Annotated in this window: 14 protein-coding genes and 2 pseudogenes; 3 read left to right on the plus strand and 13 right to left on the minus strand. The window is 38.7% G+C overall.

All coding sequences use genetic code 11. The annotated features are described in order from the left end of the window. Positions 1-135 precede the first annotated feature (135 nt). Positions 136-1,098, minus strand: coding sequence for an AraC family transcriptional regulator (locus GJU40_RS03660; protein WP_154306387.1), 963 nt, complete (start codon positions 1,096-1,098; stop codon positions 136-138). Between the two features lie 297 nt (positions 1,099-1,395). On the opposite strand from GJU40_RS03660, the gene GJU40_RS03665 reads away from it, so the two are divergent. Continuing rightward, a complete protein-coding gene (locus GJU40_RS03665) occupies positions 1,396-2,484 on the plus strand; it encodes an NAD(P)-dependent alcohol dehydrogenase (protein ID WP_154306388.1) in 1,089 nt (362 codons plus the stop codon). A gap of 88 nt (positions 2,485-2,572) precedes the next feature. Here the strand turns inward: GJU40_RS03665 and GJU40_RS03670 are convergent. The 12 genes and pseudogenes from GJU40_RS03670 to GJU40_RS03725 all read right to left on the minus strand — a co-directional run. Then, a pseudogene (locus GJU40_RS03670) lies at positions 2,573-3,178 on the minus strand (TerD family protein); the annotation flags it as partial. Positions 3,179-3,241: 63 nt separating this feature from the next. Then, positions 3,242-4,327 (minus strand): toxic anion resistance protein, encoded by a 1,086-nt coding sequence (locus GJU40_RS03675; RefSeq protein WP_154306390.1) that lies wholly within the window; start codon positions 4,325-4,327, stop codon positions 3,242-3,244. A 14-nt stretch (positions 4,328-4,341) separates the two neighbouring features. Beyond that, complete coding sequence (locus GJU40_RS03680; RefSeq protein WP_154306391.1) at positions 4,342-5,964, minus strand: YceG family protein; 1,623 nt, start codon at positions 5,962-5,964, stop codon at positions 4,342-4,344. 27 nt (positions 5,965-5,991) lie between these two features. Then, entirely contained in the window at positions 5,992-6,786 is a 795-nt protein-coding gene (locus GJU40_RS03685) for an HAD family hydrolase (RefSeq protein ID WP_154306392.1), read from the minus strand. Then, complete coding sequence (locus tag GJU40_RS03690; protein ID WP_154306414.1) at positions 6,783-7,871, minus strand: cysteine protease StiP family protein; 1,089 nt, start codon at positions 7,869-7,871, stop codon at positions 6,783-6,785. The genes GJU40_RS03685 and GJU40_RS03690 overlap by 4 nt, the downstream gene beginning before the upstream one ends. A gap of 17 nt (positions 7,872-7,888) precedes the next feature. Beyond that, complete coding sequence (locus GJU40_RS03695; protein WP_246188260.1) at positions 7,889-9,148, minus strand: phosphoribosyltransferase family protein; 1,260 nt, start codon at positions 9,146-9,148, stop codon at positions 7,889-7,891. Between the two features lie 64 nt (positions 9,149-9,212). Next, on the minus strand, positions 9,213-10,412 hold the full coding sequence (locus tag GJU40_RS03700) for an HpcH/HpaI aldolase/citrate lyase family protein (protein ID WP_154306394.1): 1,200 nt from the start codon (positions 10,410-10,412) through the stop codon (positions 9,213-9,215). Between the two features lie 67 nt (positions 10,413-10,479). After that, positions 10,480-11,256 carry a TerC family protein gene (locus tag GJU40_RS03705; protein WP_425481189.1) on the minus strand — a complete coding sequence of 259 codons (777 nt, stop codon included), beginning with the start codon at positions 11,254-11,256 and terminating at the stop codon, positions 10,480-10,482. 37 nt (positions 11,257-11,293) lie between these two features. Beyond that, positions 11,294-11,872 (minus strand): TerD family protein, encoded by a 579-nt coding sequence (locus GJU40_RS03710; RefSeq protein WP_154306395.1) that lies wholly within the window; start codon positions 11,870-11,872, stop codon positions 11,294-11,296. An 87-nt stretch (positions 11,873-11,959) separates the two neighbouring features. Beyond that, complete coding sequence (locus tag GJU40_RS03715; protein ID WP_343031373.1) at positions 11,960-12,538, minus strand: TerD family protein; 579 nt, start codon at positions 12,536-12,538, stop codon at positions 11,960-11,962. A gap of 39 nt (positions 12,539-12,577) precedes the next feature. Then, a complete protein-coding gene (locus tag GJU40_RS03720; protein ID WP_154306396.1) occupies positions 12,578-13,144 on the minus strand; it encodes a TerD family protein in 567 nt (188 codons plus the stop codon). A gap of 438 nt (positions 13,145-13,582) precedes the next feature. Further along, positions 13,583-14,434: a hypothetical protein gene (locus GJU40_RS03725; RefSeq protein ID WP_154306397.1), complete on the minus strand. Its 852-nt coding sequence runs from the start codon at positions 14,432-14,434 to the stop codon at positions 13,583-13,585. Between the two features lie 547 nt (positions 14,435-14,981). On the opposite strand from GJU40_RS03725, the pseudogene GJU40_RS03730 reads away from it, so the two are divergent. Further along, positions 14,982-15,788, plus strand: a pseudogene (locus tag GJU40_RS03730) (BCCT family transporter); the annotation flags it as partial. 146 nt (positions 15,789-15,934) lie between these two features. Further along, positions 15,935-16,006: helix-turn-helix domain-containing protein (locus GJU40_RS03735; protein WP_154306416.1), on the plus strand; the 72-nt coding region annotated here is incomplete at its 3' end.

A 16,006-nucleotide genomic window follows, 5' to 3' on the forward strand; every position in this document is an offset into this window, starting at 1 on the left:
TAGAATACTCCTCTCGTTTTCTAATTGTTCATAGGAAGCGCAGAAAACTGCTTATCCCTATAATCACTGCTATTCTTCTTTTCAGGTTCAATGTATCAAAAAAAGAATGAGCAAGGCAATGTACCATCTTACCTTTTACATGTCCAAATCGGGAATGAATGCACCCTCCCTCGTCTGGGATTGATGAGTACGATATGTACCGGGCGACATGCCCGTCCAGCGCTTGAATTGCCTGCTGAAATGAGAGGAATCATGATACCCCATAACAAATGCAATCTGCTCTATAGTGTACACATCCTGAATCAGGAGAGATTTGGCTTCGTTCAATTTCCGGAACGTCACATATTGCCTTGGCGACATATGGTACACCTTTTTAAACACCTTCTGACAGTAGGACAGACTGATATTAAGTTGTTCCGCAATTTCTTCAATGCGAACCACATGGCTTTCTCCGCTTTTTGGGTTGCTTGGTTTTTTTAGAGCTGTATCAATTTCTTGGGCAATACAATGTGCCGTTGAAACAACATGCTGTGACACATCGCTCTTCTGCTCCTTTTCCAGGCTCGTCATCATCGTACCAATCAGTTCAAACATGGTTGAATGAATCATCATTTTGTCCATAAAGCTAAAAGATGTCCGAAGAGAATAATCCATGAGCCTGTTGAGATAAGGATGCACGGAACGATTAAGAAGCGAATCGGCCGGATAGTAAGATTCTGTAGATTCCTTTAAAAATGGCAGCAGTATTTTATCGTCGAGTTTAAAATGCATGCAAAAATAAGTAAAGCCTCCCCCATGATTTGCCGCATTGGAGCTATGATGAAGCTCTCCGGGACGGATGAAAACGAGATCCCCCTCGTTCATCTGAAAAGTTTGGTTTCTCACTGAAAACAGCTGCGTCCCTTTTGTAACATAATTAAGCTCATAAAGAGGATGTTCGTGACTGGGAAAGTACCATGAATCCTTTGTTTTTCTCACATGCATGCTGTGCAATTCATACTCTACCTTCATATCAGGAAACATAAATTCTGTATCCGTATAAGGATGGGTGACATCCCTTGGATCCTCGAAGTTTTTATCAGCATAATGAATTTCCATTGTAATCAACACCTTTTGTCTAAGCTTCCTTTTCCAATGCCCCTCTTTGGTCGGACGATTCTGTAATTTTGGGAATAAATATTCGAAATTGTTTCACCGCATTAGGGTAATTTCTGTTGCTGCGTTCAGCTCTGGCAACAGTTAAAAAATAATGTAACTGCAGCAGCTGTATAGTTCCCATCCTTATGACTCAGAATACATATAGTTAATTCTTTATGTATATTGTATCGATTTCCACAATTGATTACGATAATTATATGTCGTTCAAAAATTTGTCATACAAAGGGAGTGATCACGATGAAAATCACAGCAGCTGTCACCAATGGACAGGGTCAGGATTTTGTTCTTGAAGAAGTGGAACTAGAAGCACCAAAAGCAAATGAAGTGCTGGTGAAAATTGTTGCCACAGGTGTCTGCCATACAGATGCAGTCGCACGCGATGCAGCAATCGCACCTCTGCCAGCAGTACTCGGCCACGAAGGTGCTGGAATTGTTGAGGAAGTGGGCACAGGGGTCACACGGCTGGAAAAAGGCGACCATGTTGTTCTATCTTTTGCACATTGCGGTTATTGTGACAATTGTCTAACAGGTCATCCTACCGTGTGTGAAACGTTTAATGACTTAAACTTTGGCGGCTTGAATGATGATGAGACTCATCGTTTATCTAAAGATGGACAGCCCCTTTCAACCTTCTTCGGCCAGTCTTCATTCGGCACATATGCAGTTGCGCATGAACGAAATGTGGTCAAAGTGGATAAAGATGTAGATTTGGCTCTGCTGGGTCCACTGGGCTGCGGGGTGCAAACCGGCGCAGGCACTGTTTTAAATAGACTACAGCCTCAATTCGGCTCAACCATCGCCATTTATGGTGCTGGTGCTGTTGGGTTAAGTGCCATCATGGCTTCAAAAATTGCAGGCTGCAAAACCATTATAGCAGTGGATGTTCATGATTCACGCTTGGAGTTTGCGAAAGAACTTGGTGCGACACATACATTTAACGGAGCAAAATCAGACGTTGTAAAAGAAATAAAAGAAGTAACTAACGGCGGTACCACATACGCAGTTGATACAACAGGTGTTCCTCCCGTTGTTCGTCAGTGCCTGCAGGCATTGCGTCCCCTCGGCGTTGCAGCAATCGTTGGTGTTACACCTGAGATGAACATTGATGTTCACAATGACTTAATGGCTGAAGGCAAAACCATGATGGGTGTCATTGAAGGAGACGCAGTACCAAACGTCTTTATCCCGCAATTGATTGAATACTACAAAGCAGGGCAGTTCCCCTTTGATAAATTAGTGAAGTTTTATGAATTTGACCAAATTAATGAGGCATTTGAAGAATCAAAGGCAGGTAAAGCCATTAAACCGATATTGCGGATACAGTAAGAAGTCAGGAGCAATCAAAAAACCTGTACCTTCACATGAGAGGGTACAGGTTTTCTTGCAGAATACATTTAAGAAAGTCCTAAAGAAATTACTTTGAACCTGCTGTCCACTTCATTCCCCAGCCAAAAGCTTTGTCCAATTTTGCATGGCCATTGTAATATTCCACTAGCTTTTTCACACGAAATGTTTGATCATTTACATTTTCAATCATTGCAATGGCACACATTGTCAAACCGTTGCGGTGTTCGTCCATTTTTACAACAATATCTTCACCTGTATTATATTTCAACGTAATGACACCATCTACTTCAGACCAATTTGCTGCTCCTTCATAAATAAATGTATAAACTAATATTCGCTTTATTTCCGATATTTTGTTTCCATTAATTCTTAAGTTTTCCCCTCCAGCTGAAGAGCCTGTACGATCGTCATGGTCAAGTTGAATGTATGGAAAACTGTTTAGGGAGCCAAATGCATTTCCAAGAGCTTGCACACAGCCTTTTTGGCCATTTTTAAATTCATATAAGCATCCTAAATCAAGGTCCATATTTTTATTGCCCTTAAATAAAGTGCTGAAAAAGCCGCCTGAGCTTTTTGGAGTTTGGTCCCAATTCAAATTGACCACGATCTCTCCAATACTCTGATTATTAGATTTTGAAAGATTGATAGATTCGCCTTTTTTCTTTAATTCAATCATGCTATTCACCCTTTATGAAAATGTATTTTTGTTACCTTATTTCTGAAAATGAAAATGATCTTAAGCTTGTTGTGAGATTTTCTTGATATTATCCTGCAGCTGTTCAATTCGCTTGATTCCATCTACACGAATGCGTTTATTTTCTTCCTCAATCATTTTAGTTTCCTGCATTCCTTTTACAATCGTATTCCACGATTCTTCAATCGTTTCAATTTTAATACTAGGTCTGCCTGCAAGCTTTGCAATCTCCACACTTTGATTCGCAATATTTTTTGAATTGCGTATCAGCATTTCATTTGTACGCCGGTCCAACTCGCTCATTGAATCAGCCACGAGTTTTTGGCGCTTGGCAGTCACAGCTTGAATCACACCATTCTTGAAGATAGGAATGGTAATAACAAAGGCAGAATTGATTTTACCTATTAGTTTGGTGTTTCCTCTTTGTAATAACCGTATTTGAGGGGCAGTTTGCAAGGCAACCATCCTGGCCATCTCTAAATCGTAAATGCGCTCTTCTAACAATTGAATTGCATTCTTTAAGGAATCCATTTCTAATTGCGCCATCTGGTCTCCGCTTGCAGCTTTCTGCTCATATGATGGAAGAGTATTGTTCAATTCCTGTAATTTCAGTTCACCAGCCACTACATACTTTTCCAAAGACATATAGTAGTCAATATTATTTTCATACATCTCTTCAAGAGTTAGTGTGGTTCTTGACATTTCGTCCTTATATTTTGAAATTTCAACATGGACTTTTTCGATTTCTCCGCCCAATGTTTGATATTTGCCAAAGATTTTCTCGACCATATCATTACCTTTTTTGAAAATTTTACTGAACAGGCCGCCTTGCTTTTCTTCAAAATCTTTTTTATCAAATTTATCCATAATCTTTCCTAATTGTTTCAGCATTTGACCAGAGTCAGTGACACTTGTGGAACCAATCATAGATAATATCCGATCAGAAAATTTAGAGATTTGAACGGCCGGTTCCTTCCCAAATTCTAATAAGGCCATTTGGTTTTTAATATCTATTTGCTGAGAGAGACGGACTACTTCCGGATCTTGGCGAAGCTGTAGTCGAATTTCATTTGCCTTGGTTTCAGTTATTTCTTCATTGCTGCTTGCAGCTTGTAATTCAGTTGTCATGTTCTTCACTCCAATTATGATAATTTTATAGATTTAAATAATCTTTTAATAAAAGAAGGTTCTTGTTCCTTATATTCTTGCTGAAACGACATTTCTTCCAGCCAATGAACATCAAATGCAGCCTTATCTATAAACTGCTCAATACAATTGTGTCCAGGCGGATTGTAGATGACTATATCTACGCCAAGCTCATTGAAAAAAAGTATTTTAGCAGCGTCTGAACGAGAAAGTGTGCCATTTATTTCGGTATTGAACAACACCAGCTTGGGAACATCCTGAGAGTAGTCAAACTGCTGTATGAGCTCTTGTTGTTCCGGCGTAATTATTGTTGATTGTGTAAACAAATAAAGCCGGACATCATCGATCTTTTCACCGTTTAAGGCTGCGAGCTTTGGCGTTGCACACATATTGGAAATCACATGAGCAATTGAAAACTGTGTATCCTCAGGAAGGTGTTTATACTGCCACCAATTGCTTTCCAGCATTTTTCTCGGATCTAATTTTCCATCCCTGCCAAGCGCATGCTGATAATGAAAGATATGATTGGTCTTCACTTCTTGAGTAAATGGAAAAGATCTAACCAAGATGGAGTTTTTTGTTTCCGACAGCTTTTGTAATCTATCCCAATACTCTTTTTTATCAGTTGAAACTCCCATAATTTTCGCGAAAATGGAAGGAATCTCAACAGAGTTCCTTCCCGCCTGGAAGCCGGGGCGCAAAAATGCTTTTTCGTTTGCAATTAAAAAGATTTCATCATAAGTTGTTTTTAATGTGACCGATGAAGGTATGTGACTGCGGAACTGCCAAGGTCTGTATAATTGGGATCCTTCTTGAAACAAAACATTGTGAATTTCCTTCGTTGCCTTGTAAGCTACTGTTGATTGACGATCAGGCTTTTCTTTGGGGAAAGGCTCAAGTTTTCCAGACATCGGGTACTGGATGATCTGAGAAATACTTTGATTGGGATCAAGTTCTAGAAATTGGTCCTTTCCTTCAGGATGAAAAATCAGTACGTCACAGCCCATCAGCATTAGGAAGTACAGAAAATATAATTGGCTTTTCGATGCGTCTCCGTACCAAATAACACGGGGCATCTCGACCTCAATATCAATAGATTCCAACCAAACCTGAAGATGATTCCAAGACCATTTAATCATGTCCACCAGTACCCGTTGAAACGACGGGTCATTAAATCCAGCTTCATGATGCTTCTTGAAAGTTTCTAAAATGGAAATGAATGAACTTCTTATATGGCGGTGCAGTACAAAGTTTGAATGATGGGGAATTAACCTTTCTCCCTCTAAGAATGCTACGAATCTATTAATAGATAAACCTTTTTCCTGCTTATTGATTGAGTGCACTTTTTGAACCCTTTTAAAGCGGTCTTGTGAAATCGTCTTATCTAAATTTTCACTAAGAACATGTACTTTCCCTGAAATAAATAAGTTGTGAAGTGTTGTATAGTACTCATTCTCATCATAGCCGGTACCTGTTATTCTTGCCGCTACCTGGCAAAATTTGTAGCTGCTTCCTTTTTCATAAGGCGTTCTCTCAGGGAGAGGTTTTAAAAGCTGTTGCTCCCAGGTCTCACTGTCTACCTTCACCTGCTTCATTTCTATACGATTAAAATTAGTCATGAGGTCACCCTCCTAGTGCTATAACAATTAAGTTATTGTTAACGTTTGCTTTTGTATTCGTTCTACGATCTCTTCAGAGGCATTCATTCCAAATGTTTTTGTGCTATTTAATAGTGAGTAATGCTCTAAAACTTCTCCATGAAGTGGAGAAATACCATCGTTCCCATTTACAATTAAATCGTAATCGAGCAATGAATCCCCCGCCGTATAGACATAGTCGATGTTTAACGTATCGCATAGGAATTTTACTGCTTTCCATTTGTTGATTATGTGTGGCACAAAGTACAATTTTCTTCCTTGGAGGGATATTTGCCACCCAAGATTACTGGACCAGGCACTTAATGTTTCCAATAAATCTTGGGAAAACAAACTTCTATCAATGATTAAATAAATAAAAAGATTGTCAGCCTGTCTAACTTTCTTAATCCACTGATTATCTGAAAATCCTTCTATTTCTCTTATCATCTCACTCAATGGGACACTTGAATGTAACTCCTCTTGAATGTGGTTATACCATTCTCTTAAAACTGTTCCATTCTTTAAGATATTGCCTCCATTGCTGGTAATGGCATATTCCGGTATGATGTCTTCCTGAAATAATCGAATTCTTTCATACTGTTGAATGGTTCTTGTCGTTACTGGGATAAAAAGCATTGTGTCATTTATTTCTTTCAGGGCCTGCTTTGTTTTTAATGAGATGTAAGATATTTCTTCTCCATCCAGCCATTCTATTGGTTCATATGGACTGTGTGCCTGGTACATGCCGATCATTTTTTTTGAGTAGATGAGCGTACGGTCTAAGTCGCTTGCGAATGCCTTCATGAATCCTGCTCCACTTGTTTAATCAATCCGCAGCAGCTGTATGACATATCTGCATATTCTTCTACAGGAACATTTCTTTCTTCAGCAAGAAGAAGGATGTGGTCTAAATTCTGCTTTTCTGCCGGGTTTATTAAAATTTTCCAAGGGATTCTTCTTAGTAAGACACGGGTTGTTTCTCCTACGCCCGGCTTAATATAATGCGTATTGCTAATGCTGAATTTCTTTTGAATGCTTTCAATCGACTTCAAGCCTCTCCAGTCAGCCTCTACATGCGATTCCCTGATGCTGCTGATATGTTTCTCAAGGTCTGGAAGAACATCAGGAAACTCAGAGGTGATACTGTCGACGTAAAAATTAGAAAGATCTTCATCCATTAACTCGCTGTAAAATTTAGCGCCGTGAAAGTCATTTGGTCCTATTAAAGATGAATTCAATACAGTTCTGCTCACCAAGCCTGATACCGTCGAGTTCAAACAAGCGCTCGGAATTAAAAAGTCTTCTCTAGTTCCGTAGTAACTGGCACAATAACCCGGATCAGCTAACACTGCGAGCTCTGATGATAGCTGCTGGTTATATTTATGGTTGAATGCCAGGATCGATCTCTCAAGCTCCCTTGTGATGGCTCCCTTTCCTGTCCAGCCATCCACAAACACGATATTCTCCTCAGGATGTTGAGATAGAATATAGTTCAGAGCATTTTCATCGATTCCTTTGTCGCGAATAATCGAAATACTAAAATGCGGAACCACTTTCCCGTACATTTGATGTATGTACCTCTTTATCAATACACCAATGGGCGTTCCTGCCCTTGCCAGACTGCATAGCACAATATTCAGGCCATTCTTCTGTACAACCTGTTCGGAAACCAGAGCAACTGCAATCGCAACTTTTTTCTTTGTCTGTTCCAGAGACTCATAGAATAATTGAATGTATTGATCTGAAGGCTTATACTCTACCGGGAGCATCTCCGAATAATGGACGCCGCTTTGTATCGCATCTTCTCGCTCATTTGTATCTTTTTCTAAATTGGCTTCTGACAAATCTTTCAATAAAAAAGTAACATCCTGTTCAGGATAGCTTCCCATTTTAGCTAATGTTCGATTCACACGATAACCCCCCTATTGTTCTTTGAAAATACAACAATATTGATTGAAAGTATTCCTCGTTCTTTCATAATGTCCTTTAATTCCTTCAGTGAGCTCTCCGGAATTTCTTTTTCAAAAAAGATAAATACATCATCGTAAACATCCTTCGGAATGTTATATAGATAATGCACAATGCTCATATTCTCAGGATTAGAAAAGGAAAAGCCATTCTGGATGCCGTAGTCCGGCTGATTTACCGGGAGGATAGGACTTCTTGTAGTTGAATGAAAATAAACTCCCTCTCCCAGATGAGATGCAATTCTCATTGGTATGTACATGAACTCGCCTGTACCCAGGCAGAGCGTCTGATGTCCCTCACGCATTTGGCGCAAATATTGTCCTGCTTTCATGCATGCATCTTCAATATGCAATTGAGAGGATTTTGAAATACCAAACCTGCCAGTCCCCTCTATGTAAGGTATAGACTTGTTGCTGCAAACATAATGACTTTCAATAAAGTACTCATGCAGGCTGACATAGTTTATGTGTTCTTCTGTACCAGCATGATCAAGAGGCTGATAGTTATAGGCTGCGTCTTCTATTGTCCGGCCAATAAACTCCATTCTTCCAGACAATAGTGACACGATTGTAATCTGTATATTCAATTCTTTTTCCAGCTGCAGAAACTGCTCTCTATTCTCTTCAGATCGCCAATCTAGTATCGAGACGACTGAATAATGTTTCCGAGGATATTTAGAATGTATATTTCGAATAATGTTCAATGCTGTATTACCTGTCGTAATTTCATCGTCTACAAGAATAATCGGTTTGTCATGATTAATGCGCTCTTCATGAATATAGCAAAGCTGATCCACAGCATGAGAATGCTCTTCCTCAAAAGAAAGACAGGGCGTCTCATCTTCTACCAATTCCCGAGTTGTATGATAATAAAATGCATGTTCAAATCTTTCAAAAAAGGAATGACCAAGAGAAGTGGCAGTTTCAGCAAACCCTATGATGACAGGACTCTCTTTCAAGTCCAGATGAAGAGTCGTAAGTAAATTGTATGCTTCTCTCATCTCATGAGGACAATCTGAAAAAGCACCCTTAATAATGGCTTCCTTCCCTTTCACTGATTCACCTGTTGTATGTTCATAATATGTAATTGCCAATAATCCGGAAGTTAAAAGGGGTTTTAGCGGATGCACAGGCAAGTGTTTTCCTAAAACCTTGCTAACAAATAGAAACCCTCTCTTTTTATTAACTCTTGCGGACATAAGAAACAGCTCATCAGGTGAAAGGTCAAGAGGATTAAAAGTAATTTGTAAATTTACACACATGCTAGGTAAGATTTGTAGTGTGTACTGATTCTGAGAGTAAGTCGATAAAGTTGTGGTTTTCATGATACACCCCATAAACCTCAGATTTTTTTAACATCTTTTCAGCCCATAAATAATGCGGCTTGACCTCATTCATCTTGTTTGAATAACTACTTTTTATAACACCTATATTTCCAGTAAAGCTTTCAACAATGGAGAGTGCGTCTGCATATTCTTCTTTTGAAACAACATTTAAACTTTGAACAATTTTTAAATGGTTCGGATGTATCACTGTTTTTCCAACTAGGCCGTTTGCCTGATCTAATAGCGTTTCTTTTATAAGGCCGTCTCCGTAATCACGTAATAACTGTGAACGCATTTTTAAAGTTTCATCTTCTTCATGTATCTCTTTAAGCGGGGAATTGTGATATTCTGCACCTAACAATTTGGTTGTTGAGTTGTTAAAGTACTCCCACACAGGACCTGATATAACAAAATCTTTTCCAAAACAGTTAATAAGATCTGTAATAAAATCTCTCATAATGGAAATATCATAAATGGTCGTCCTATTATCTCTTCTGATGCCATACAAGCCGCATAAATCTGTAGCTCCAATTCTAATATTTAATATTGATTCCTTATGCTGCTTTAAAATACTCTTAAGGTGATACAAGTTGGGCAGTCTTGTTTCTTTATCAATCACATCCCAGGATTCAAAAATCGGCATTCCATATAATTTAACGTTATGTTCTTTTTCAACTGTAAGCAGATTTCCAAGATAATTTTCTGCATTATGTACCGAAAACTTCGGAAAAACAAATCCAGTCAGGCAATCAACCGCTTCACCAAGCTTGGAACTGATTCCATGAATTTGTTCCGGAGTTCTAACTCGCAGAAAAATTAACGGCAGGTCTTCTGGAGGCATCAGCCCCATTTTTATGTGATGATAAATGGATTGTATCTCAATAGTGACTTGAGCTTCTGCCAGTTCCACCTCATTATCTCCGATTGCATCCTCAAGACAGATCACCATGGAGCATAGCTCGGGATATTTACCTGAAGTGACTAAGGCGCCAATATCTTTTCTGGTCGCCGGCATATATAGAGCAGCTCCCAAGCCATATTGCAATACATCTCTTGAAGTTGTTTTTGTAATGATGGACGGTTTTTTAAAGAAGATTCCTTCTTTTTGAAATTCAGTTAAATGATTAAAATATTTCAATTTATCACATCCTTACTTATAAAAAAGAAGGAGATAAAAAATTAACTCCTTCTTTCTTTGCTCGTTATTATTCTTTTGTAGCAGCAGCTTCAATTTTTGCAGCTCGAGATTTGTTTATATAGTGCACTATAAATGTTGATAGGAAGGCAAGAATCAAGATAATGAAGAACAAAGTATGACTCAAATGGAATCCGAAAACACTAGCGAACATCTTAGCTGAAATCATGGCAATTAAGATAAACGCCGTAGTTTCAAGCTCAGGAAATTTATCAATGAGTTTGAGGAATACACCAGCGACAGTACGCATCATTAGAATTCCAAGCATACCGCCTACTAATAACACCCAAACCTGATCAGAAATTGCAAAAGCTGCTAAGATAGAATCAACACTGAATGCTATATCGACCATTTCAACTGAAATGACTGTTGCCCAGAAAAGGCCGAATACTTTTACTAACCAGGAAGACTTATTAAATTCTTTACTCTCTTCTTCATTGCTGCTGCTTTTCTCGCGGAAGTATTTGATCACGATCCACGCTAAATATGCAGCTCCCAGTACTTTAATCCACCAAAACTTTACGAGATACACCCCTACACCAATAAATAGGAATCGGAAGAAATAAGCACCTAAAAGACCGTACATCAAGGCTTTCTTCCTTTGCTTTTCCGGTAAGTGCTTAACTAAAACTGCCAATACAAGTGCGTTGTCTGCAGATAAAAGCCCTTCAATGATTACTAAGGAGCCAATTAGACCCCATGCTACTGGATCTGATAAAATTTGACCCCACATCTCAAAATCAAAAAACATACCATATGTTGCTAACATCTGCTCTATAACTCCCACTTGCTGATCCTCCTAAATATTGCTCTATATCTTTCTTTTATACTGTCAGGCCGTAATTACGGCACAAATCTGCCAATCCGCCTGCAAAACCGCTTCCAATGGCATTAAACTTCCAGTCATTTCCATAACGGTACAATTCACAAACCACAACAGCTGTTTCAATAGAAAAGTCTTCCCCTAAATCAAATCGGATTAATTCCTGATTGTTTGTTTCATCTACTAACCGAACAAATGCGTTCGATACTTGTCCGAAATTCTGGTGACGGTGATCAGCATCATGAATGGTCACCGTTATACCAATTTTGTCCACATTAGAAGGAATTTTCGAGAAATCCACAATCAGCTGCTCATCGTCTCCATCACCCTCGCCGGTTCGGTTATCACCCGTATGAACAACAGATCCAGAAGGATGTGAGAGATTATTATAAAAAACAAAGTCCTCATCATTTGAACATTTGCCATTGAAATCAACGAGAAACGCAGATGCATCTAAATCAAAATCATGCCCGCCTTGATATTTATTTGTATCCCAGCCAAGTCCAATAATAGCTTTAACCAACCCTGGGTTTGTTTTTGTTAAATCAATACGCTGTCCTTTTGATAACTGAACTGCCATCTTAGCTACCCCCTGCTTCTGATGAGTTTTCTGTTAACTAGAGAAGACAAGAAAATCAGCAATTTCTTGTCTCCTCTAAAAGATATGTTATAGCTGTAAACCGTAATCAGTTGCGATGCGTGCAAGCCCGCCTTGATATCCTGATCCTACCGCTGAGAACTTCCATTCCCCATTATGCCGGTATAATTCACTCACAATAATAGCTGTTTCAATGGAGAAGTCCTCTCCAAGGTCATAATGAATCAATTCTTCATTATTATCTTCATTTACAACTCTGGCGAATGCGTTGGAAACCTGGCCGAAATTTTGATTGCGGGATTCGGCATCATGTATTGTTATGACAAAAGATATTTTTTCAACATAAGCGGGAACATTACTTAAATTCACTTTGATCTGTTCGTCATCCCCATCACCTTCACCAGTAAGATTATCACCAGTGTGTTCAATAGAGCCTTCTCCGCCAATTAATTGATTGTAGAAAATGAAATCACTCTCAGAAGCGCATTTCCCATTAGCATCTAAAAGAAATACACTTGCATCTAAGTCAAAATCATTTCCGCCATCGTACTTGTTAGTATCCCATCCTAATCCTACAACAACCTTTGTTAAACCTGGATTTGTCTTTGTTAAATCAACCTTTTGTCCTTTAGATAATGAAATTGCCACCTGTATCTTCCCTTCAAAAATCTATATTTGTTTTCTCCATTATTGATAAAGTTTTACCAGATCTCTTAATGCAGCATCTGTTGTACCGTTTCCTATTGCTGCAAACTTCCACTCACTGCCATGTCTATAGATCTCGGCTACAATGAGACTGGTTTTACCAGAGTAATTTTCAGTTAAATCAAACATGAGCAGCTGGTTGTTATTGCTTTGATTTACTACACGGATAAAAGCATTTTTAATCATTCCGAAATCCTGTTTTCTTCCTCGGCAATCGTAAATATTAACTGCAAAAACTAATTTATTTATAGATGATGGCACTTTTTCCAGATCTATCAGAATTTGTTCATCATCCCCGTCACCGTCACCTGTTAAATTATCACCAGTATGTTTTACACTTCCGCATTTGCTCTTTAAATTGCCAAAGTAAATGAGATGAGCATTATTTGGTAATCTATCATTTTCAAGCATGATGACAGAGGCGTCACAATCTATATCCCGACCTCCAAGTTCAACAGGATCCCATCCTAATCCAACTGTCAATTTTGATAGTCCTGCATGACCTTTTGTTAAATCGATTCTTTGTCCTTTTTGCAAGGAAATAGACATGTTCACTTCACTCCTTTTTACTTCACATGGGCAGCATAACGGCAAAAGTACAGAAAATATTACCTATTGTTATCATAGTCAAATGTTCCCTTATAGGAAGATTATGATAAATCCTGTAGAATACTTGAATATTTTAGATAATATTGTAAAAAACAATCTAATGGTATTTTACTAGAATTCAAACTGTTAATCTAGTCCTTTTGGGTAAATTTTTACCATTGAGTGTTCTCATTGTAACGATGCCTCTTATGCTAATTTGACTGTTTTCTGCTCTATCCAAACCCTCTTTTTCTCTGATAGGCCAGGCTTAAAAAGACTGCAGTTCATAACAAGCCCAATAAAAGAAAAAGCCTCTCCAATTGGAGAAGCTTTGGGCCATTCTGCAGGTATCAAGATTCCTTAGTGAAGTCAGCGGGGAACGGAGAAAACAATCTCCTTTTACCTGCCCATCACAGTTTCTATAAAAAGGGCTTCTGCATCGTCATCCAGCTGATTCAAATGTCTGTCTAAAATCTCTGTCATTTTAGGGGACATAAAGAAAAAATCCCTCACAATAATAGCTTTTCTTTCTCTATCATCATCTTCCAGCTGCTGTATTATCATCGCTGCAGCATGGATGTCCTTTTCGATCACTTTCATATCCTTCATTGTAATAGAGGTTCCTTCAAGACTAGTAAAATACATATCATAGTTAACATACTCTTCTACTCTGCCATATCTGGCAACAATTGTCTGTCTTTTTGGATCTACCTTTAACATCCAAACTTGATCAATCGGCAGTGTCGTTGAGGAGAACACTCCTTTGCTATGTATTGCGTCTTCATCCACATACTGATAATGATTCAGCATCGCAATATTCCATCCTATGAAAATGAGCGAAGTCCATATGAATAACTGCCATCTTCTAAACCAATGTTTCTTATCAGAAAACAAGCATCCAGTAAAGAAAACCCATGTGAGGAAATATGTAAAAAAAGTAGGGAGATCCGTATAGTTAGAGTGATATAAACGCACATACAGGGCATCTTTCGGTACAAACCAACCAAGCTTAAGCTCGTTTGCAAATCCAAATAAATACATAATGAAGAGTAAAAAATGTACACTCACATATCCCTTAAACCATTTATTCTCAAACCAGCGCTCTCCTTTATCCTTTAAAAGCAGTACAGCTATTATACAAAGAAACAGCGCAAGAATATATCCACCCCAGTGATCAAATACTCCTCTGATCAGGGTAAGATAAGCCATTACTAGTACTAGTCCGCCAAAGTTCTTTCTATTAATCTCCACTGCACACCCTCCAGCCGTCTCAATATTCTGTTATTATTATACAGGAATATATTAGAAAGTTACTTCTGTAGGTGTTCGTGGGTAAAAGAATCAGCTTGGAGATAGTGCTTGTATGCAGCTTGCAAGTCAGCTTTAGTCACTTCACCTTCCTACCTTAAATAAGCCCGTCACACCTGCCCGAATATTAGCATAATCCAATACATTCCCTGTATAACCTTATGATTCTTGCTCCAGCTAAAAAGGAGGGACTATTTATTTACATCCATCCAGCTTCCCCAATTAAGGAAAGATGGGTCCTTACGTAAGGAATTCCAGGTCCATTATCATAGTTTTTGATCGATAGCAATTTAATCAGTTTCAAGGTACAGAAAAGCATTTTTCATCTGCTAGTTTCAAGTTTCTTTTAGTGCCTACTTTTTAATAATTTGGGGTATAGTTTACTCTCACACTCATAATGTCATGCTCCTTTACTACTATATCAACTCATTTGATTATGTTGTTGAGTTACGAGATAATTTTAGTTGACTATCTGAATTGAGGTGATCCTGTGAAGAGCCAAAGTGAAGTTTTCTGGTATTCACTTTCTATTTGTGCCTTATTTGTCCTATGGGGTGCAATCAGCCCTGGTCATTTACAGGCTGTATCTTCAACTGTAACAACATATATCTCTGAAGTATTTGGCTGGTACTATTTATTAATTATTATGTTGTTTTTATCTTTCTGTATCTACCTTATTTTTTCCAGGTTCGGGAAAATTAAATTAGGTAAAGAAAGTGACGTCCCTGAATTTAGCTTACCATCTTGGTTTGCTATGCTGTTTAGTGCAGGAATGGGGATGGGGTTGGTATTTTGGACGACTGCTGAGCCAATTTCACATGCATTTATTAGTCCCCCAACCGCTGAAGCAGGGTCCGACGAAGCGATTAGACAATCACTGCAATATTCTTTTTTCCATTGGGGCATTCATGCTTGGGGCGTATATGGAGTGGTGGCGCTCGTTTTGGCTTATTTTAAGTTTCGAAAAGGGCTGCCAGGCTTGATTAGTGCTACTCTTATACCGGTATTTGGGAAAACCCGGATGCAGGGGCTGCCTGGTAAGTCAATTGATACGCTGGCGATTTTTGCGACAGTGGTTGGGGTAGCTTCCACTCTCGGCTTCGGTTCTGCACAAATCAACGGCGGGTTATCCTATCTATTTCATACACCTGCTAATTTTGGCATGCAATTAATCATTTTAGCAATTTCAACTGTTTTATTTATTGGATCAGCATGGTCCGGTATTGGAAAAGGCATCAAATATTTAAGTAATGTGAATATGGGACTGGGTCTCGGTCTGATGGTCCTGTTATTTATCTTTATCCGACAGAAGACTCCCTCTTCAAGCGCGTGATGAGCTTTAGCTCAGCGATAAGGGGGAGATGAATGGAGGTTGGCGATAGCCAAAACACTCACTGTCATGGTAAAATTAGAACGTGCGTTCCTATAAAGCGAGGTGAAATCATGTTAGTTAAAAAGGCGTTTAAGTTTCGTATCTTCCCTAATCAAAAACAAATGGAGTTAATCAATAAGACG

Source organism: Metabacillus lacus (genome assembly GCF_009674805.1).
In the GTDB taxonomy this organism is placed as follows: Bacteria; Bacillota; Bacilli; order Bacillales; family Bacillaceae; genus Metabacillus_C; species Metabacillus_C lacus.

What these genes read in the sequence shown, in the direction of transcription:
- GJU40_RS03680 (WP_154306391.1), bottom strand. Translation starts at nt 5,964, where the DNA reads ATGACTAATTTTAATCGTATAGAAATGAAGCAGGTGAAGGTAGACAGT.
- GJU40_RS03695 (WP_246188260.1), bottom strand. Translation starts at nt 9,148, where the DNA reads ATGTCCGCAAGAGTTAATAAAAAGAGAGGGTTTCTATTTGTTAGCAAG.
- GJU40_RS03685 (WP_154306392.1), bottom strand. Translation starts at nt 6,786, where the DNA reads ATGAAGGCATTCGCAAGCGACTTAGACCGTACGCTCATCTACTCAAAA.
- GJU40_RS03710 (WP_154306395.1), bottom strand. Translation starts at nt 11,872, where the DNA reads ATGGCAGTTCAGTTATCAAAAGGACAGCGTATTGATTTAACAAAAACA.
- GJU40_RS03675 (WP_154306390.1), bottom strand. Translation starts at nt 4,327, where the DNA reads ATGACAACTGAATTACAAGCTGCAAGCAGCAATGAAGAAATAACTGAA.
- GJU40_RS03665 (WP_154306388.1), top strand. Translation starts at nt 1,396, where the DNA reads ATGAAAATCACAGCAGCTGTCACCAATGGACAGGGTCAGGATTTTGTT.
- GJU40_RS03720 (WP_154306396.1), bottom strand. Translation starts at nt 13,144, where the DNA reads ATGTCTATTTCCTTGCAAAAAGGACAAAGAATCGATTTAACAAAAGGT.
- GJU40_RS03690 (WP_154306414.1), bottom strand. Translation starts at nt 7,871, where the DNA reads ATGGGAAGCTATCCTGAACAGGATGTTACTTTTTTATTGAAAGATTTG.
- GJU40_RS03660 (WP_154306387.1), bottom strand. Translation starts at nt 1,098, where the DNA reads ATGGAAATTCATTATGCTGATAAAAACTTCGAGGATCCAAGGGATGTC.